This is a genomic window from Microbulbifer mixtoriginis (SeqCode) (genome assembly GCF_052466865.1).
On record NZ_CP174293.1, the window covers coordinates 4917732 to 4937446 of the forward strand.

A 19715-nucleotide genomic window follows, 5' to 3' on the forward strand; every position below is an offset into this window, starting at 1 on the left:
AAGGTGAATATTTAAATAAAAAATGTATTATGCGAAAAATTTTTCACAACCAACTGGAAGTTTATGTATGAAAAGGATAACCAACCTCTATAGAACACTACTTATTTCTACGGTATTAATTAGTGCATGCAGTGGAGGTGGAAGCAAAAGTGGCGATTCATCTGAGCCAACCCCAAGTCAATCTACACCATCCACACCTTCAACCGGTGGCGACACCTCAGGCCAGCCCTCCTCCCCATCAGCAATCACTCTACATGGTATTTTCACCGAGGACTTTAAAGACTTTCCTGTCGTAACTGTCAGAATTGGTGAGAAAGAATATATTGCCGACCAAAAAAATAATAATGAATTTAGTGTTGAAGTCGACTCTAGTCACGAAAATGAACTGGTAACTTTTTCGGCCAAGGGTTCTATGCCCAACGACTGGGATTTCGAATTTCGCTCATATGCCGGATCATTTTCAGACATAAAAGATAAAGCCATTAATAATGAAGTAAGTTATTTAAATAATAACCCTGCATTTGCAATAGGAACTTTCACTGGTGTCATGGCAGACCTTATTGACTTGGCAAACAATGGAGAACTCATTACTTCAGTCGAGGATTTAAAAAAATATACTTTCGAAGTCCCACTGGATGAAGCCATACAGCTAGCCGCCTATATGAAGGCCACTATTTCTAGCGCCACAACAGATAAAAACAACTACTATTTTCCTGTTGATAAATACTCCAACACCAAAGATTTCATCAAAGACTTTCAATTTTCCATACAGAAATCTGAAGATATAATTAATCAAAGCAAAAATACTCATGATATCTATTTAAAATCTATTAATCATTTACTAGAAAATAAATATTTGCGAGATCAAAGCTACAAACTCAATGCATCTGAAGAAATAATTTTTTCTACAAGAAGAACTGATTCAGATGCTATTCTAGATACCGGCCTCATTGAGCTAAGCACACAACACCAAACTAGTGGATCAGCAGAATTATCGGAAGTAGGAAAGTTTACTCTAAGCACGGATGAATTTGGCAATATAAGCGGCTCTCTCATCGGAGACTCTACATGGGAATACTATATAGAAGAGAGCTGCGTAAATATGCGGGATAGAGAGTTAGAAGCGAAACATGCTTTCACAACACCTTATAGCCAAATAGTAAAAATCGACTTTAAAGGTATGTGTGAAGGCCCTGATGGGGACTACGAGAGCACTGAGAGCAGATACTTTCATGTAACTGACACTAAGCTAACTTTCCCTTGGGACTCCCTACCAGAGGAATTTTATGCAGCCTCTTATCACCCAGAAACATATCAAAACTGTGACTGCGACATATTTCCTGCAAAGTTCACTAATAAAACTGAGAGCACCGGGGAAATAGTTTATGGTGTATCCTCAGAAAATAGTGAAAAGTATTCATATTCCTTTGGTAAAGATCTAAGAGTGAAGTATGAGGGGGGCACTGAAGTCCGCTACATTCCACTTGGGTTTTTCAACAAAACACTGAGGTTTATTGGTATAGGCAATAACCCTAATACCGATAAAAAGAAAATATTCTCTGGATTTATGATGGAGAAAGTATCTAAAAACATACCTACTCCTATTAGGCTTGAATACAATGCACCCTTTCTCACTGACTATAACTATGCACTAACCTATAAAGATAACGGAATTTTTCATATCGAAACGTTGTATCAGGAACAACCACTGACAGAATCCAAATGGAGCATCAGCCCTCTAATAGGTTCATGGAAGAAAACTGAAAATGACACTCTTATAACAAAACATTATTACGATCCATCACTGGACACTGAAGAAAGTGGAACTCTTCCTTATCTAGCCTCTTGTGAAGGCCAATCTGACGAATGTGTTTTATGGAGAGAGAGAGACACAGAGCTGCTAGACATCGATGAGAATTTTTATTATATCCGAGTGACTCAAAACGCTCTCTTTTCCATCCCAGATTCCAGCAGGATAGACTACCGGGGCGGCTATATCGGCCGATTTAAAAAAACCGATATAGAAAATTAGTTTCATCAAATACTTTAAGCTCGTTGAATCCCAGGACTTATAACTATTGACTCCTGGGATTTAGCCACAATCACTTTCAAATTAAAATCGGCAAGAATCTTGTACATTACCGACCTTATGATGATAAACAAGAATAGGAACCTTGAACTAAAACAACACGGATATTACGAGGCCACTACCAATTTGACCACCCCACTTTAACAAACCTCAAGTCACTCGATAACAAAAGAGATCCCAAAACAACACTGCTGCCCCTCAAAATCATCGAGCCACTTACAAACGCTAAGGGTTTCCTCACCCTTGCTGGATTTCACCACATGCTCAAGTAAATAATCAGGCTCACCGGAATTAAAAACGCGAATATCTGCCGCCTTCAGTGCTGAGGCATTTTCAGCCCAAACCAGCTGGTCATCGGTCTTTCCCACTACATCCTCACCAGCCAATTCACAAATTTTTCGATTTCCCCATAAATACTTCTCATCTCTACTTTTTACCCAGAACAGAAACGGCACACTATCGAGAACACTTAACTCATCAGCAGTCATAAACTTTCTCCAGGCTTCTACCAATACATTTAAGTGGAATAAATAAATATTGGTAGAGAACCCAAAAAAAAGTATGTACTTATTCAGCGATTAAGATTTAAAAGAAATATCCGCTTAATTATTTATAAAGCTATTCCTTAAGCTAAGCGCTGAGCAATTCTTAACTTCCATTAATTTCTAACTCCTTTAACTTCCTCGTCAGAGTATTGCGGCCCCAACCCAGTAGATCCGCAGCATCCCGCTTGCGTCCAGCGGTGTGCTTTAAGGCGATTTCTATCAGGGCCTTCTCGAAGGCCGGTACGGCCTCACTGAGAATTTCCTTGCGCCCGGCGCTCAGTGCCTGATCGGCCCAGATACGCAGGGCTTTTTGCCAGTCCAGTGGCGTTTCGATTTCATTACCCTGCTGATGCAATTCCTGCGGAAGGTCTTCAATATGCACTTCACGGCCGGAGGCCATCACGGTAATCCAGCGGCAGGTATTTTCCAGCTGGCGCACATTGCCGGGCCAGTCGAGACCGGAGAGGTATTCCTCCGCATCTTTGCTGAGAATTTTCGGCTCTACGCCGAGATCGGCGGCGGCGGCATTAAAGAAGTGACGTACCAACCGTGGAATATCCTCGCGCCTGTCCGCAAGGCGCGGGATATGAATCCGAATCACATTCAGGCGGTGGAACAAATCCTCGCGGAATTTATGCTCGCGCACCAACTCCTCCAGGTTTTGGTGAGTGGCGGCGATAATACGCACATCCACTTTTACCGGTGTATGGCCGCCTACTCGATAAAATTCACCATCTGCCAGCACACGCAACAGACGCGTCTGTGTATCCGCTGGCATATCGCCAATTTCATCCAAAAACAGGGTGCCACTATTGGCTTGCTCGAAGCGACCTGCCCGCTGAGCGCTGGCGCCGGTAAAAGCACCCTTCTCGTGTCCGAATAGCTCCGACTCCATCAGGTCTTTGGGAATAGCGGCCATATTGAGGGCAATAAACGGCTTGTTACGACGCGGGCTGTGATTGTGCAGGGCCTGGGCCACCAGCTCCTTACCGGTTCCCGATTCACCGTTGATTAACACGGTAATATTGGAATGAGAAAGGCGCCCAATAGCACGAAATACCTCCTGCATAGCTGGCGCTTCGCCAATAATTTCTTTGTTGCTTGCGCCATTTTCCGGCTCCGCACGCTCTTCCTGGGCCTGTTCCTTGGCGTGCGCCAGCGCGCGACGGGTAACCGCTACCGCTTCATCGATATCGAACGGCTTGGGTAAATATTCGAAGGCTCCACCCTGATAGGCAGCCACGGCGCTGTCGAGGTCCGAGTGTGCGGTCATGATAATAATCGGCAGGCCCGGCCGTTCCGCCTGGAATCTCTCCAGTAATTTGAAGCCATCGGAGCCCGGCATGCGGATATCGCTGATCACCACATCCGGGGAGTCGCTGTAAAAATCGTCCAGTGCGCGATCACCACTCTCGTAGCACTGGGTCTCAATCCCCTCCCGTGACAGCGCTCGCTCCAGTACCCAGCGGATTGATCGGTCATCGTCAATAATCCAAACGCGATTGCCCATTCTCTAGGTTCCTGTATTGGCTGATTCGGTAACAAGTGGCAGATAAATCTGGAATACACTGCGGCCCGGTCGGCTGTCGCATTTAATTAAGCCACGGTGTTGGTTGATGACGTTTTGCGAGATAGACAACCCCAGCCCCGAGCCTTCGGCGCGCCCAGAAATCATCGGGAAAAAAATACGCTCGCGGATCTCCTCGGCAATGCCGGGGCCGTTATCTTCTATTTCGATACGGCAAACCAGCGGGCAGTGACGGCGGCCAATCGTGAACTGGCGCTGTACCCGCGTACGCAACACCATTTCGCCATTGGTGAGACCAATACTTTCATCGATGGCCTGCATGGCATTGCGGGCGATATTCAACAAGGCCTGGATCAACTGCTCGGGGTCTGCCGGCACATCGGGGATAGAGGGGTCGTAATCCCGGCGAATCAGTAGTTCACCCCCACATTCGGCCTCGACCAGTTGTGCCACCCGCTCTAGGATCTCGTGCACATTGCTGGGCACCAGCTGTACCGGCTGGCGCGGTCCAAGCAAGCGATCAACCAGATTACGCAGGCGATCCACCTCCTCAATGATGATCTGGGTGTATTCCTCGAGGGAGGCATCAGGTAGTTCACGCTGCAGCAGCTGCGCGGCACCGCGAATCCCTCCGAGGGGGTTCTTTACCTCATGAGCCATACCCCGCACCAAGTTGCGTGCGGTCTCCTGGGTACTGAGCAACGCATCCTCGCGCGCAATGCGCAACAGACGATCCATCGGCTGCACTTCCACCAGTAGCACCCCCAGCTCCGGTACGGGGCTGACGGAGTAATCTACAGTGCGCGTTTTTAGGTTGTGCAAGCGCCAGTGGGCGCGCCGCACCGTGAATTTTTCCCCAGTGAGGAGCGCATTATGCAGTGCTTTTAGTGCGGCGTTAGATTCCCTCACCACCTCCTGCAGAGGTATACCCTCAACCCGTGCATTGGAGGCAGCCAACAGATCCTCGGCGGCGTTATTCAGGTAGCAAAGCGATAACTGGTCATCCAGTACCAGTACCGCTGAAGTTAGGCTGTCTAGTAGCTGACGCAACTGGCGATCATTGAGCATTCAATCGTTTCCGCTTTTCATCGAGGGGCCGGGACAATCTCCTATGCCCGGCGCGATAACCCCTTGTATCTAGCCAGTGCAAAAAGCAAACCAAAATGGCGCACGGAATTAATGGGAGGCACTGCCCAACCCACTTGTTCTTAGGAGTTTTAAACGATTCAGCTGACACATGCACCGAAGCACTTGAGATAGCTTACCCCTATGCGCACCATTTTAGTGCGTAGAGCAAAATTCAACCAGCAAGGATAAAAACGGCGACCCCCACGAAAAAAGAAGTTATCGGTGAGGGCCTTGAGGGCGGGGCAAATTTAGGGGCTGGGCTGGGCTTGGGGAATACCCGGCCCAACCGGGGCCCTGGGGGCTTGCGGTGCACGCGGTGCCGAGTTGTCAGGCAATCTGCCACCCGGACGTTTCACATAGAGAGTAACCACCTGAGATTGTGCCAATACCTGGCCCTTGGAGTCGGTGAGTACCGCCTGCACAGTATGAGTGCCGCGCTCGAGCAGGGAGATATCCAGGCCCGCTCCAGAAGAGCTGCCCTGCCAAGGTTTGCCATCTACCACCGCAAAGAAACTCGCCCCCTCTGGATACACCGGTTGCACGTCTACCTGTAGTGGAATAAAGCGCTGTCCCGGCGGGATGGTGGCGCCATCCAGGGGGCTCACTATCTGGATAGAAACCGGGCCTGTATAGCCCTCCTTGCCGGTGTCAGTCTCATCTTTTGGAGACAATTTACGAGTTGGCAGGGTTCGCGGCAGGGCAATGGGCTGAACATTGATGGGAGCCAATTGCACCTCCTGCGCCTGCCCATTGGGTGGTGGCGTATCGCTGAAAGTTACCTGACCATCGGGGCCGACGACCTTGTAAATAGTACTGGAGGTATTCCCACCATCGGTGCCGGCAAAGGCCACCAGGGGAACAGCAAGGAAAAGGGCCTGAAGCAGTTTCATATTTTCCATCACTCACTCAGCCGCGAAGCGGTAGTCCTTGTCTCAACCCAATACGCGGGCCGCAGTCTCAAAGGGGCGGGCTTTTGGGTCCAAGAGATACAAAATCGACCATAGACGGCAAAAGCAACCAACCCAATCAGTGTACCTCCAATAAAAAAGCCCGCACCAGTAGGGTGCGGGCTTTTCGAGAACGGCTCGACGGCATCGGCGTGATGCCGCTCGCCATTACACGGAGTAGTACATATCAAACTCGACCGGGTGCGTGGTCATGTTCAGGCGCTCTACTTCTTCGCGCTTCAGGTCGATGTAAGCATCGATGGCGTCGTCGGTGAATACACCACCTTCGGTGAGGAAGGCACGATCCTGATCCAGAGCATCCAGGGCGCCTTCCAGACTCGCCGCAACGGTCGGGTACTCGGCCAACTCTTCCGGCGGCAGATCGTAGAGATCCTTGTCGGCGGCATCGCCGGGGTGGATCTTATTCTTGATACCGTCCAGGCCCGCCATCAACAGCGCAGCAAACGCCAGATAGGGGTTGGCGGTCGGATCCGGGAAGCGGGTCTCGATACGCTTGCCCTTAGGAGAAGTCACGTAAGGGATACGGATAGACGCAGAGCGGTTGCGCGCGGAGTACGCCAGGATAACCGGGGCTTCGAAGCCGGGAACCAGACGCTTGTATGAGTTGGTAGATGCGTTACAGATCGCATTCAGGGCGCGCGCGTGCTTCACGATACCGCCGATGTAGTACAGGGCAGTCTCGGACAGGCCCGCGTAGGCATCACCGGCAAACTGGTTAACGCCATCCTTGGTGAAGGACTGGTGCACGTGCATACCGGAGCCGTTATCGCCTACCAGCGGCTTCGGCATAAAGGTCGCGGTCTTGCCGTAGGCGTGGGCCACATTGTGTACGGCGTATTTGAGGATCTGCACCTCATCCGCTTTCTTGGTCAGGGTGTTGGCGGCAACGCCGATCTCACACTGGCCAGCGGTGCCCACTTCGTGGTGGTGTACTTCAACACGCAAACCCATCTGCTCCATAGCAGAACACATAGCGGCGCGCACATCGTGCAGAGAGTCAACCGGGGGCACCGGGAAGTAACCGCCTTTCACTCCGGGGCGGTGACCAATATTGCCCTCACTGAAGTTATGACCGGAAGACCAAGCCGCCTCTTCGGAGTTGATCTTGTAGAAGGCGCCACCCATTTCGGCACCCCAGGTAATATCGTCGAAGACGAAAAACTCGGGCTCTGGGCCGAACAGTGCGGTGTCACCCAGACCGGTGGACTTCAGGTATTCCTCGGCGCGCAGCGCGATGGAACGCGGGTCGCGCTCGTAGCCCTGACCGGTGATCGGGTCGACGATATTACAGCGAATAATTACGGTACTTTCGTCGGTGAAGGGATCGAGGAAAGCGGTATCGTCATCCGGCATCAGGATCATGTCGGACTCGTTAATGCCCTTCCAGCCAGCGATAGAGGAGCCATCGAACATCTTGCCCTCTTCGAAGAACTCGTCGTCAATCTCTGACACGGGCACAGATACGTGCTGTTCTTTACCCTTGGTGTCGGTGAAGCGCAGGTCTATCCACTTAGCTTCACTCTCATTAATCAAACCGAGCGTTTTCGCTGACATTGCTGTCCTCCAGGTCTTGAAAAGTATTTGGTCGCTATGCCCATACTGCTGGCATTCGCTCTTTACCTGGCGTGAAATAAAGCAAAGAGTGTGCCAAATTAGGGCAGTGGCGTCGCAGCGGCGGCTGGTGCCGGTGCGGGCCCCAGTACTGGGCCGACTGGGGCAGGATAGATGTATTGTGGCTGTGCAGCCATAACTAAATGCACCACAATGGCACATTTATACTCCGGCTTGCTCACAAACAGTGCACAACCAACTTGCGTCCGGCTAGTTTATAATGCCGCACCTTCTATCAACATGCGGTACCCCACGGATTCCCATGCACTTTGTCGTCAAATTTTTTCCCGAGATCACCATCAAGAGTAATCCGGTGCGCAAACGTATGTCGCGCCAGCTCAAGGACAACCTACAGCGCCTGCTGCGCCAGCTGGACGACCGTATCCAGGTGCGCAAAGACTGGGAAAAGATCGATGTGATCGCCCCGGACGCCGTGGCCCACCTTGGCAGCCGCATTGAAGAGGTGCTCTCTCACACCCCCGGCATTGCCAACTTCTCCCGCGTGCGCCAGTTCCCCCTGAGCGACCTGCACGATATGTACGAGAAGACCCTGTCGGTGTGGGGCCCAGCCCTCAAGGACAAGACCTTCTGCGTGCGGGTAAAACGCACCGGCGACCACGACTTCAAATCTCTCGATGTGGAGCAGTACGTAGGCGGCGGCCTCAACAAGAATACCGGGGCGGCCGGGGTGAAACTGAAAAACCCGGATATCACGGTCAAGCTGGAAATCCGCCACGACAAACTCAACGTGATCGAGGAACAGCACCCCGGCCTCGGCGGCTTCCCCCTGGGTACCCAGGACCCGGTGCTATCGCTGGTCTCCGGCGGTTTCGATTCCACCGTGGCCAGCTACCTGACCATGAAACGCGGTATCCGCACTCACTTCCTGTTCTTCAACCTGGGCGGGCGCCAACACGAACTGGGCGTTAAGGAAGTGGCCTACTACCTGTGGAACAAATACGGCGCCTCCCACCGGGTGCGTTTTGTCACCGTGCCCTTCGACGAAGTGGTGGCAGAAATTCTCGAGCGCGTAGACGACTCCCACATGGGCGTGATTCTCAAGCGTATGATGCTGCGCGCCGCAGACGTTATCGCGAAAGAGCTGGAAGTGGATGCAGTAGTAACCGGTGAGGCCATCGCCCAGGTTTCCAGCCAGACCCTGAAGAATCTGTCAGTAATCGATAGCGTCACCAACACCCTGGTACTGCGACCACTGATCACTACCGATAAGACCGATATTATCCGTACCTCCCGGGCCATTGGCACCGAGGAATTCGCCGCCAATATGCCGGAGTACTGCGGTGTAATTTCGGTGAAACCCACCACCCGAGCCAAGATCGAGAAAGTGGAATCCGAGGAAAACCGCTTCGACTTCACTATTCTTGACCGCGCCATCGGCAACCGATCGATTCAGAATATCGACGAGGTCATCGAAGAAGTGGACGGCGAGGCGCCGGAAGTGGAGATCCGTGAGGAGGCCGGCAACGCAGTAATCATCGATATCCGCCACCCGGATGAAGAAGAAATGGACCCGCTGGAGCTAGAAGGCGTCGAAGTAGAGACTATCCCCTTCTACCGCCTCAATAACAGCTTCGCCAAGCTGGATCAGGAGCGCGAGTACCTGCTTTACTGTGCGCGCGGTGTGATGAGCCGACTACATGCCTCTCACTTGCTAGATGAAGGCTTCCGTAATGTGGGCGTATTGCGCCCACAGATCCCGCACCGCCCCGACGGCATCAAGAAGTAATTGCCCGGCGCGGGCGGCAGATTCGCCCGCGCCCTCCCTGCTCTCTTCTTCTGGTCGCCATTCTGAACGCGACCGGTGATTTTTTACTCAAAATCACTCCCAATTGTCATGCGGCCCCCCTATAATCGCCGCCTTTGGCCGGAATGCTGCTGTAGAAACCCCGCAGGCCCCCGCCCCGATTTACCAAGATTTAACGCCCAGAGGCCCCCAGTGATAGAGAATCTGCGCAATATTGCGATTATTGCCCACGTAGACCACGGCAAAACCACCCTGGTGGACAAGCTGCTGTCCCAGTCCGGCACACTCGACCGTCGCGACGAAGGCGCCGAGCGGGTCATGGACTCCAATGACCAGGAGAGAGAGCGCGGCATTACCATCCTCGCCAAGAACACCGCCATTCGCTGGAACGACTACCGCATCAACATCGTCGACACCCCAGGGCACGCCGACTTTGGCGGTGAGGTAGAGCGCGTACTGTCCATGGTCGACTCCGTATTGCTGTTGGTAGATGCGGTGGACGGCCCCATGCCGCAAACCCGCTTCGTTACCCAAAAGGCGTTTGAGCAGGGCCTCAACCCCATCGTGGTGATCAACAAGATCGACCGCCCCGGCGCACGCCCAGACTGGGTGATGGATCAGGTCTTCGACCTGTTCGACAGCCTCGGCGCCACCGATGAGCAACTGGACTTCCCGGTTGTTTACGCCTCCGCTCTGAACGGCATCGCCGGCCTCGACGATACCGATATGGCCGACGATATGACGCCGCTGTTCCAGATGATCGTGGACAAGGTTGAGCCGCCCAAGGTAGACCCAAAAGGCGCCTTCCAGATGCAGATTTCCGCCCTGGATTACTCTAGCTATGTCGGTGTTATCGGTGTTGGCCGTATCACCCGTGGCACCCTGGCCCCCAACCAGCAGGTGGTGGTACTGGACCGCGAAGGCAACTCCCGCAAGGCCAAGGTTCTGCAGGTGATGGGCTACCTGGGCCTTGAGCGCACCGAAGTGGAACTGGCCAGCGCCGGCGACATTGTGTGTATTACCGGTGTGGGCGAACTGAATATCTCCGATACCCTGTGCGACCCAGACACTCCAGAGGCCCTGCCGGCCCTGAGCGTGGATGAGCCCACCGTGAGTATGACCTTCCAGGTGAACGACTCGCCTTTTGCCGGCCAGGATGGCAAGTTCGTTACCTCGCGCAATATCAAGGAGCGCCTGGATCAAGAGCTGATCCACAACGTAGCCCTGCGCGTTGAGCAAGGTGATTCCCCGGACAAATTCCGCGTATCCGGTCGCGGCGAACTGCACCTGTCGGTACTGATCGAAACCATGCGTCGCGAAGGCTTCGAGCTGGGCGTCTCCCGTCCGGAAGTGGTGCAGAAAGAAGTGGACGGCGAGATCCAGGAGCCCTACGAAGAGGTGGTGATCGACGTTGAAGACCAGCACCAGGGCCCGATTATGGAAGAGCTGGGTCTACGCAAAGCCGAACTGACCAATATGGAGCCGGACGGCAAAGGCCGTGTGCGCCTGACCTTTATCGTGCCCTCGCGCGGTATGATCGGTTTCCGCAACCAGTTCCTGACCCTGACCAGCGGCTCCGGCATCATGACCAGCATCTTCGACCACTACGGCCCGGTAAAACAGGGTGAAGTGGCCAAGCGCATCAACGGCGTACTGGTATCCATGGTGAACGGCAAGACTCTGGCCTACGCTCTGTTCGCCCTGCAGGACCGTGGACGCCTGTTCCTCGGCCACGGCGAAGATATCTACGAAGGCCAGGTTATCGGTATCCACTCCCGCGGCAACGACCTAGTGGTAAACCCCACCAAGGGTAAGCAGCTCACCAATATTCGCGCCGCCGGCACCGACGAAGCCCTGACCCTCACTCCGCCCATCCGCCATACCCTGGAGCAGGCGCTGGAGTTTATCGAAGAGGACGAGTTGGTTGAGGTGACTCCCAACCATATCCGCATACGCAAAAAAATCCTGCAGGAAAATATGCGTAAGCGCACGAAGAAATAATTAAAATTTTCTTCAGTTTAAAAAGGGCCCTATAGGGCCCTTTTTTATTTTTCACACTTGGTGACAACCTACACCGAAAACTTAAGCAATCTAGAAAAAATACTTTATCCGGGCAGCCAGCGCTTATTGCTATTTATTTTTGGAAAGCGCTGACAGCGACACCTAGGCAACTGCCCTTGGGTATTTTCCAGACCAATACCATTTTTATTTTTTTTGCTCACATCATAAAAATTAATTCTTAAATAACTCTAATAATTCGACCATCACCACCAAGTATTAATCACATTACCCCTATGTGATAGAAACTGATTTTATCCTGTAAAGAGCGGTTTACATCTTGATTCTTTCACTTTTCTTGCACAATTTGTCGGGAAAAATGAGTTAGTTACGATGGGGCTCTCAGTTTCAGATGGAACTTTTATCCCCCAGTTTTTTTCCAACTTCCTCAACTATAAAGTTTAGTTTTATAACGCTAAGTTTCATCGTAATTAAGGCCCATGGGAGGTCACTGTAATGTTTTCTTTCCTGCAATTTCAGGATCGAACAGGGATGTTAGTGGGGTGCCGCAATGAGCGCGGATTTGGATTAAAAAAAGTAGCAACGCTTGCTGCGGCATTCGTGCTGAGTGCCAATGTCAGCGCCCAGGAAACCAAACGTGTTTCCGCTTACTGGGCCGACTGGGAGTATTGGGCCGACTCCTCCTTCACCCACGACAATGTGGATTTTTCCAAACTGACCCATGTGCAATACGCCTTTGCCTGGAATGACGAAGAGGGCACCATCTACTTTACTGATCCCTATGTCTTTTACGGAATGGGGGCTCAATCTTTCTCCGGCGGCGCCGGCAATGGTCCGGTCAAGTGCTCACCGCCGTTCTGGCATCCCTACAGCCAGTACGATCCAAGCAAGCAGGACGCAGTCTGCCAGAGCTGGAACGATCACGAATCCGGTTTCGTAAAGTCGGTACACGACGATGGTGCCAAGGCGATTCTCTCCGTAGGTGGCTGGACTCTCTCCCATAAAGTCTCTGAGATGATGGAAAGCGCCAACACACGTGCAGCATTTATCGAAAATGCGGTAACCCTACTAACCGACTGGGACTTCGATGGACTCGACCTCGACTTCGAATATCCGGGCTATGCACCCAACGGTGGCCGTTCGATCGACAAAGAAAATTTCACCACACTACTGAAGGAGCTGCGTGCGCGCTTCGATGAAGTCGAAGCCGAGACCGGCAAGCGCTTGGAGCTAACCGCCGCCGTCGCTTGCGGCCCATCGATTGCACAAGAAGGCTACGATTTTGCCGAGGTCGGTGCAACGCTCGACTACGTCAACCTGATGACCTACGACTTCGGTGGCGACTGGGATTCAGTAGCCCAGCACACCTCGCCACTTTACCCCTATGCCGGCCAGGTCAACGAAGGCTTCGACGCGGACAGCTGCCGCAATATGTGGATGACTGAAGGCAATATCCCGTCAGAAAAAATCATCCTGGGTATGTCTCACTACGGCCGCAGTGTCGCCGGCGCCACCGCGATCGGCGAAGCCGCATCGGGGCAGGATGTCGCTCACTGGGGTTCCGACACCGAGACGCGTTACTACCAGATCGTTGAGAAAATGCAGAGCGACGCATCATTCCAGACCGCCTATGACCCAGAAGCAGTCACTCACTATGGGTGGTTCCCAGATGGCGGCTTCATTTCCTTCGAGGACACCACCTCAATCGCCGAGCGGTCCCGTTACGTGGTCGAGCAAGACCTGGGCGGTGTAATGATCTGGCAGCTCCGGGGCGGTATGCTGCGCGAGAATAACCAATACCAGTATCCACTTCTGGATGCGGCGCTGGAGGTCTTCGGGCAAGGCGGATCGAGCTCTGGGGATGATGGCAACGGAGACACTGGAAGTACTGGCGACACGGGTGATACTGGAAATACCGGCGACAGTGGGGATACCGGGGACACCGGCGATAGCGGCAACACAGGGAATACTGGAGACACTGGCGATAGCGGCAGCACCGGAAACTCTGCCTGCGAGGCGTTTGAGCAGCCCTATGCTGGCGATCCAGGCTATGCGGTCGGTGATGTTGTTGTCTTCGAAGGTGTCGCCTACGAATCCACTCATGCGCCAAACTGGTGGTCTCCGAGTGCGGCACCATCGCTGTGGAGTGAAACCACCTGTCAAACAAGCGGCGGCGACTCTGGCAACGATTCCGGTACAGGGTCAGGCGATAACAGCGGCACCAATAATGGATCTGGCGACAATACAGATAACGGTTCCGGTGACAACACAGACGGAAATTCTGATGGCAACAATGGCGATGAGGGCTCGGCAGATTCCTGCCCAGTGTTCCAACAGCCCTACGCGGGTGATGCGGGCTACGAAGTTGGCGATAAGGTAACTTTCGAAGGCCAGGTATACGTCTCTACCTTCGGACCCAACTGGTGGTCTCCGGCTGCAGCGCCGCAGTACTGGGAAGCGAGCTCCTGTCAGTAAATATCTTTAAGATTTTACTTTTCCAGGAAATAAAAGGGCCTTCGGGTCCTTTTATTTTTTACATAAAATATTCAGACCTTTTTCTTAGCCCTCCCTTTTCAGACCTCAGCTTCCAACCCTTTTCTTCTCCACACTCTGTTGCCTAGGCACCATTAGCCCAGCTTTTCAGCCAATCACGGTAGTGCCTGTAAGCTTCAGGATTAAAATTTTCAGAACAACTATTCATAAATCCATGAGAAAACTGTGTTTTATGTAAAGTCACCATCGGTATATTGGAGAGTTCGCGGGAGAACTCCAAAACATTAAAGGAGGGCTCTTTATTTGCCAGAAAAAAGTCTACACTTCGGGTTGGCCTCTCATTGAGAAGATAGCGAACCCTGGAACCATAGAAGCAGGCTGTTTTTTTAATAAATTCAGCTTGATCACTACAGGCTAACATCCAAGCGACGGTTGCTCCCACACTAAATCCCAGCAGATTATAACTATAACGCTGCTCTTTAATGTAACTGCTTACATAGGAATAGTACCTTTCCAGGCCGCATTCGTTGATAAAATATTTATATGCATCCCCCTCGATCTCAAAGTTCATCTCACTACCGGAGTATGGATCCAGGATTGTATAATCCTCAAAAGTTCGCAAACAAAGGGCGTCCAAGGCTTCTGTCCGCCCCCAAATATCAGAAACAACAATTACCTTCATTAATATTAATACCTTGTAGTTTTTACAATTTCCGAGGCAGCTGCCTTCCCGACAACAATAAATTAAAACTAAGCCCCATGAAGATACTTAAATTTAATGAAAGCACCAAAGAATCAAAGGTACTTGCTATTCACTATGCCAAAAAACTCGAAAATAACCTTCTTCTAGAGTTTGTATCATCCAGAAAAGAAATAGAGTCCTCTGGGGAAGCCACCCTAGTAGCCCTGGGATTTTGGGATATGACCGACTTGTCAATTGAAGACCATGCCAGTCATAAATCCATTGAAGGTGTTGATAATGTCGAGTTTTGGATGCACAAACTTTTTAACAAAGTGTACGATTATATGGTTAAAAACCCAGTGGCAAGAAATATCTAACAAGAGATAATCGATCATCAGATTCATTTAAACTGACTTAACCGCCAGCCATCCGAATTTGCTACAGGGTATAATTTCAGCTCCAGGAATCAACCTGGAAATTTGTACCCTGCTGTAATGAGAGGACTCCACACCTTTGTCTGTAAGAATGGAGTTCTCTGAAACCCGCTTTATACCAAAACCAATTTTCTGATAAAACACCACTCTTTCTTCGATAGATTGTTCTGAGAAAACGCTTACAATCAATTTCCCTTTACGCTGGCATACGCTCTGCATTACTTCGATGACTCTACTCGCTGGGTAAATATTACCAACCGTGTTATACATAGATATGGCGATAGAGTACCTACGCTCCGATGTAAATGTCTTGGCATCTGCAAGTAAAAATTGAAGGTTTCTTATTCCTTTACTCAAATTTCGTGCACTCGCAATATGCCCATGGTCATTATCTATTCCCAATCCGAGTTCAAGACGATCGTTTAATAGCCTGAGATGACGACCATTACCGCAACCAAAATCTATAAGCGTTGATCCCTCGGAAACCAGATTTCTTAGAAAACGATTCTCCTCATCAAGATAATTACCCAAATCAGAGTATTTATATACCTTGCGAATAATGTCATCAATTTCGTATGGAACCGACTTAATTGCCATGCAATAACACATTAAAATAACTTCACTGCTTTTATTTTAAGGTGTCTATATCACTTTTCTGAGAGCTACAGATACACTTTACTTTTACTTGAGAAAACGCTTCAACCCTGTATCAGGATGACAGCCCTGATAAAAAGCCCGCCCCTTGCCATGCGGCACTACTGCCACTTCGTGACTCAACAAAAGTTGCATCCCAGAGGCGAAGCGACTCGCATAACACTGCGCAGCCGCATAAATAGCTTTATGGGTAGGGTGGTGATGTACCCAGTTTTCCAAATCCGCCAGGGATGCAAACCAAGCAATAGTTTCAGTGTCCGGCCTGCCCAGTGCAGGATGCTCATCATTTAACAGGCGAGCACTAAGACAGCGCGATTCTATTGGGTTTGACTGCAAATAATGCACCCCCTGTTCATACTCGGAACACAGAGATTCCCGGTAGGCATGCCGCTCCGCGGAACTGGCTGCCGAGTACCCTTGAACTGTACGAATCATACATAAATTACCGGGAAGAGATATTTCTGTATCTGACTGTTTCCCAACCGGTATTGCCCGCAAGGTTTGCAGTTGACCCGGAAGCCCATCATTCTCCGCCGCACTAATTCGATCCCGCATCGCACCCCAGTAAGCGTGTTCATGCTGCTCACAAATATCAAAGTGGCGAAAAATCCCCCAGTCAGCCACAGGTGTGGAGGAAGATACTTCAAAGTGTGAGCGTGGAGCGGCTAACGCCTCATACCAAAATCCCGACTTACTCTGAATAATTTCCCGTAACTCAGTAGCTTCTTCCCTAAGCCATTTCCCCATTGATTCATCGTTGTCCCAATAGGCTATAGCAATATCGTTATAAGCTCCCTGAACATCGATGTGTCCCGCCCGCTCAAAGTGCAGCAAGCCTTTAGCACTGGATAAAAACCTGGCCAACAATCGGAATAGCGAATCGTCACGTTGTCCACTCGCAAACTGTAAGCCAACCTGGCACTGGACATACCAATGGTTAGAGGGAAGCTCTAGCTCCCATGCGGGGTAGGGAGGCTTGAAATTCACGGGGCGATTTTTCAAGCTTTATTCTCTCCTCGTGCTCAGCTTTGTAAGTGCCTAACTTCTAGTTAAGGCACAACTTCTTCAGCCTTCTTCAAGGCATTGTGAAAAGGCTTAATTAGCCCTTACTAAATAAGCACGACAGTACACTTTTGCAATCAGGTAATCTCACACCGTGTAGAAACGCCGCTCAACCCTCTCCCACTCTCCAAGAGCAGCGGGAGAATGTAAACAAACCGTCAGTTGATCAAATTCACCGGAATACTCATTGAGAACTTCCAGGGCCTGGTGTGCGGAAATGGCATGGGGAAATCGATTGGTACCCGCACCCAATGCGGGAAAGAGAATTCGCTTCAACCCCTTCTCCCTCGCAAGGCACAATACACTCTCATAACAGCGCCGTAGCTGGCCAATGGCCAAAGCGCCCCATTGATCACCACTGCTCCACTGCGGCGTAACCGTGTGCAGCAGATAATCCACCGGCAGATGGTAGGCATTAGTTAGCCGCGCCTCACCTACGGCACATTTCAGCTGCCTACCACACTGAGTCGCAAGCTCAACGCCACCCTGTGCATAAATCTGCGCCGAAAGGCCGCGTCCGCGAATAAGATGTTTGTGCGCGGGGCACACCAGTGCGTCCCCACGTAATGTCAGGATATTGCCCCAAGTCAGATGAATTTGTGTCACGGTTTCTCAGTTCTAACGTTTGCTTTACAGATACTGTAGCTCGCGGCTTTGGTCATCGGGCGAATCCTCCTATACTCGGCGCAGCTTCACTCTGCCGGTGAATTAAGTGACAGGAATCGCGCTTACGACCGACGGAAGTTGCAGTCTGTACAGGAACAGAGACGACTATGAACTCAGGGTATAACAAGCATCACACCGCACTAGACACACCGGTGGCGGAGCTGGAGCGCATCGACCTGCGCCGCCGTATCATGGCCTCCTCCTACATGTTAATTTTTGCCATGGCAGTAACCGGTGCCATGGCGGTTATTGCCCTGAGCGCCGCCGATATTCTGCAGGCCACGACCCTTTCCGCCGCCGCAGTAGTGATACTCTGCTCCTATGTCACCATCAATGTGATGGGCCCCAGCCAAAAAACACCGCTGCTGGTAGGCATTCTTTTATTGGTACTCTACTTTTATCTGCTGTTATCCGGTGGGGTTAACAACACTGGCCTAATGTGGGCGGTGATGTTGGTGCCAGGATTTATCAATTTATACGGCTATAAGACCGGCACAGTGGCGCTGATCGCCATCGGCCTAGTCACCGCTACGGCTCTTTTCTACCCGGACTTCCCCGGCCTGAAGGCGGAATATGACACCGCCTATCGCGCACGTTTTATTGCGGTTTTTGGCGCTCTTACCGCTCTCACCGCACTACTCGACAGCAGTCGCCACCACACCCAACAGCTACTCGAACGCCTCACCGGTGAACTGGAAAAAAGCGCCTCCACCGATGCTCTCACCGGGCTGGCGAACCGCCGAGAGGCCTACCGGGCTATCCACGATATGGAACGGCGCAACAAGGAGTTACAGGGCCGCTACGTGATACTGATTGGCGACCTGGACAACTTTAAAAGCATTAACGATACCTACGGCCACGGCTTTGGCGACCGCATCTTGCAGGATGTAGCGAAAATCCTCGGGGAAAACACCCGCGCAGAGGATGTTGTTGCACGCTGGGGCGGAGAGGAATTTCTGTTGCTGTTGCCCAATACCGATGTGCGCGGCGGCAGGGTGCTGGCAGAAAAACTGCGTCGCAAGGTCGAGGCCCTGAGCCGCCGCTACGTACAGCCGGTAAAAGTTTCCATCAGTTTTGGCGTGGTAGAGGGGAGCGGCAACCCTCACAACCAACTGCTGGCGGAGGCAGACAAGCGTATGTACCGGGCAAAGAACAGCGGCCGCAACCGGGTAGTAGCCGCCTAGGTCAAGTGATAAGGTCGCGCAGGAAGAAACCTACGGCGAATGCCAGCGCGGCGGCACCGCCACCAAATACCAGGGTCTTGAAGCCCGCCATCCAAACCTTTTGGGAGAATACCAGGCCCTTGCACAGACCGATGGCAAAGAAGGTTAATGCCGCCAGAATAACGCTGCCGTAGAACTGTTGTGACGAGTTCAGTGGCGAGAGAAGGTAGGGCAACAGCGGCACGGTACCCATGCCAATAAATGCGAAGAAGGTCACCAAAGCACTGCCCAGAGGTTTGCGTTTGGTGCGGCTGATACCGTATTCCTCCGCCAACATGGTCTCAATCCATAGCTGGCGATTGGCGGTAATGGTAGTGACGATCTCATCCAGCACCTGCCCGCGAAATCCCTTGCGATGGAATATCTGGCGAATCTCCTCTCGCTCTCCCTCGGGTACCAGTGCGATATGCTCGCGTTCGATACGTGTGGCCGCCGCAGCTTGTTCACGCTCCACGCTGACGGCCTCATAATTGCTCACCGCCATACTGAAGCCATCCGCAATCAGGTTGGCGAACCCCATGACCAACACCACCGACTCGGAAAAACCCGCGCCGAAGGCACCGGCCACTATGGCAAAGGTGGTAACGCAGCCATCGATGGCCCCCAGAACAAAATCGGAGACCCGTTGAGATTTCGGCTCTCGCCCCAGGCGAGCGTGGATCCGTTCTGGGCGGTGCTCCTCAAGCAACTCGCGCCGAGACAGCGCTCCCTTTTGCTCACGCCCCGTCATAGCAGAGGCCCAGCAGGAGCACCTGACCGGGAATTACAGCGGAGCTATAAAAGCCGGGGACTCGCGTATTCATACCACGCATAAACACCTCATAGTCCCCTATCCGATTTCCGCTCAT

General features: G+C 51.7%; 17 protein-coding genes. 6 read left to right on the top strand and 11 right to left on the bottom strand.

Features of this window, described 5'->3' with window-relative positions; translation table 11 throughout:
• The first annotated feature begins 67 nt into the window (after positions 1-67).
• Positions 68-2032 carry a hypothetical protein gene (locus ACJJJA_RS21925; RefSeq protein ID WP_444903387.1) on the top strand — a complete coding sequence of 655 codons (1965 nt, stop codon included), beginning with the start codon at positions 68-70 and terminating at the stop codon, positions 2030-2032.
• A gap of 212 nt (positions 2033-2244) precedes the next feature.
• On the opposite strand, the gene ACJJJA_RS21930 is transcribed toward ACJJJA_RS21925, so the two are convergent.
• From ACJJJA_RS21930 to glnA, 5 genes are all read right to left on the bottom strand, one after another.
• Complete coding sequence (locus tag ACJJJA_RS21930) at positions 2245-2577, bottom strand: PAS domain-containing protein (protein ID WP_444903388.1); 333 nt, start codon at positions 2575-2577, stop codon at positions 2245-2247.
• Positions 2578-2737: 160 nt separating this feature from the next.
• Complete coding sequence (gene ntrC, locus ACJJJA_RS21935) at positions 2738-4144, bottom strand: nitrogen regulation protein NR(I) (RefSeq protein ID WP_444903389.1); 1407 nt, start codon at positions 4142-4144, stop codon at positions 2738-2740.
• Between the two features lie 3 nt (positions 4145-4147).
• Positions 4148-5230 carry a nitrogen regulation protein NR(II) gene (glnL, locus tag ACJJJA_RS21940; protein WP_444903390.1) on the bottom strand — a complete coding sequence of 361 codons (1083 nt, stop codon included), beginning with the start codon at positions 5228-5230 and terminating at the stop codon, positions 4148-4150.
• A gap of 308 nt (positions 5231-5538) precedes the next feature.
• Positions 5539-6180: a DUF4124 domain-containing protein gene (locus tag ACJJJA_RS21945; protein WP_252083723.1), complete on the bottom strand. Its 642-nt coding sequence runs from the start codon at positions 6178-6180 to the stop codon at positions 5539-5541.
• A 225-nt stretch (positions 6181-6405) separates the two neighbouring features.
• Positions 6406-7812 (bottom strand): glutamate--ammonia ligase, encoded by a 1407-nt coding sequence (gene glnA / locus ACJJJA_RS21950; protein ID WP_252086040.1) that lies wholly within the window; start codon positions 7810-7812, stop codon positions 6406-6408.
• A 319-nt stretch (positions 7813-8131) separates the two neighbouring features.
• Between glnA and thiI the strand changes: the two genes are divergently transcribed.
• The 3 genes from thiI (at position 8132) to ACJJJA_RS21965 (ending at position 14128) form a co-directional block, all read left to right on the top strand.
• Entirely contained in the window at positions 8132-9616 is a 1485-nt protein-coding gene (thiI, locus tag ACJJJA_RS21955) for a tRNA uracil 4-sulfurtransferase ThiI (RefSeq protein WP_444903391.1), read from the top strand.
• A gap of 210 nt (positions 9617-9826) precedes the next feature.
• Entirely contained in the window at positions 9827-11635 is a 1809-nt protein-coding gene (gene typA, locus ACJJJA_RS21960; RefSeq protein WP_252083725.1) for a translational GTPase TypA, read from the top strand.
• Between the two features lie 513 nt (positions 11636-12148).
• The gene (locus ACJJJA_RS21965) at positions 12149-14128 is read left to right on the top strand and encodes a glycosyl hydrolase family 18 protein (RefSeq protein ID WP_444903392.1); all 1980 of its coding nucleotides are present in this window, start codon (positions 12149-12151) and stop codon (positions 14126-14128) included.
• Positions 14129-14270: 142 nt separating this feature from the next.
• On the opposite strand, the gene ACJJJA_RS21970 is transcribed toward ACJJJA_RS21965, so the two are convergent.
• The gene (locus ACJJJA_RS21970; protein ID WP_444887485.1) at positions 14271-14828 is read right to left on the bottom strand and encodes a dienelactone hydrolase family protein; all 558 of its coding nucleotides are present in this window, start codon (positions 14826-14828) and stop codon (positions 14271-14273) included.
• A 77-nt stretch (positions 14829-14905) separates the two neighbouring features.
• Between ACJJJA_RS21970 and ACJJJA_RS21975 the strand changes: the two genes are divergently transcribed.
• Positions 14906-15205 (top strand): hypothetical protein, encoded by a 300-nt coding sequence (locus ACJJJA_RS21975; protein ID WP_444903393.1) that lies wholly within the window; start codon positions 14906-14908, stop codon positions 15203-15205.
• 27 nt (positions 15206-15232) lie between these two features.
• Here the strand turns inward: ACJJJA_RS21975 and ACJJJA_RS21980 are convergent, their stop codons facing one another.
• From ACJJJA_RS21980 to ACJJJA_RS21990, 3 genes are all read right to left on the bottom strand, one after another.
• Positions 15233-15859: a class I SAM-dependent methyltransferase gene (locus ACJJJA_RS21980; RefSeq protein WP_444887487.1), complete on the bottom strand. Its 627-nt coding sequence runs from the start codon at positions 15857-15859 to the stop codon at positions 15233-15235.
• Between the two features lie 84 nt (positions 15860-15943).
• A complete protein-coding gene (locus ACJJJA_RS21985) occupies positions 15944-16918 on the bottom strand; it encodes a phenylacetaldoxime dehydratase family protein (protein WP_444903394.1) in 975 nt (324 codons plus the stop codon).
• A gap of 147 nt (positions 16919-17065) precedes the next feature.
• Entirely contained in the window at positions 17066-17584 is a 519-nt protein-coding gene (locus ACJJJA_RS21990) for a macro domain-containing protein (RefSeq protein WP_252083731.1), read from the bottom strand.
• 167 nt (positions 17585-17751) lie between these two features.
• Here ACJJJA_RS21990 and ACJJJA_RS21995 point away from each other — a divergent pair, with 167 nt between their 5' ends.
• Positions 17752-18828: a GGDEF domain-containing protein gene (locus ACJJJA_RS21995; RefSeq protein ID WP_444903395.1), complete on the top strand. Its 1077-nt coding sequence runs from the start codon at positions 17752-17754 to the stop codon at positions 18826-18828.
• 1 nt (position 18829) lies between these two features.
• Here ACJJJA_RS21995 and ACJJJA_RS22000 read toward each other — a convergent pair whose 3' ends face one another.
• Together ACJJJA_RS22000 and ACJJJA_RS22005 are read right to left on the bottom strand one after the other, a co-directional pair.
• On the bottom strand, positions 18830-19597 hold the full coding sequence (locus ACJJJA_RS22000; RefSeq protein ID WP_444903396.1) for a VIT1/CCC1 transporter family protein: 768 nt from the start codon (positions 19595-19597) through the stop codon (positions 18830-18832).
• On the bottom strand, positions 19584-19715 hold the full coding sequence (locus ACJJJA_RS22005) for a hypothetical protein (RefSeq protein ID WP_444903397.1): 132 nt from the start codon (positions 19713-19715) through the stop codon (positions 19584-19586). The genes ACJJJA_RS22000 and ACJJJA_RS22005 overlap by 14 nt, the downstream gene beginning before the upstream one ends.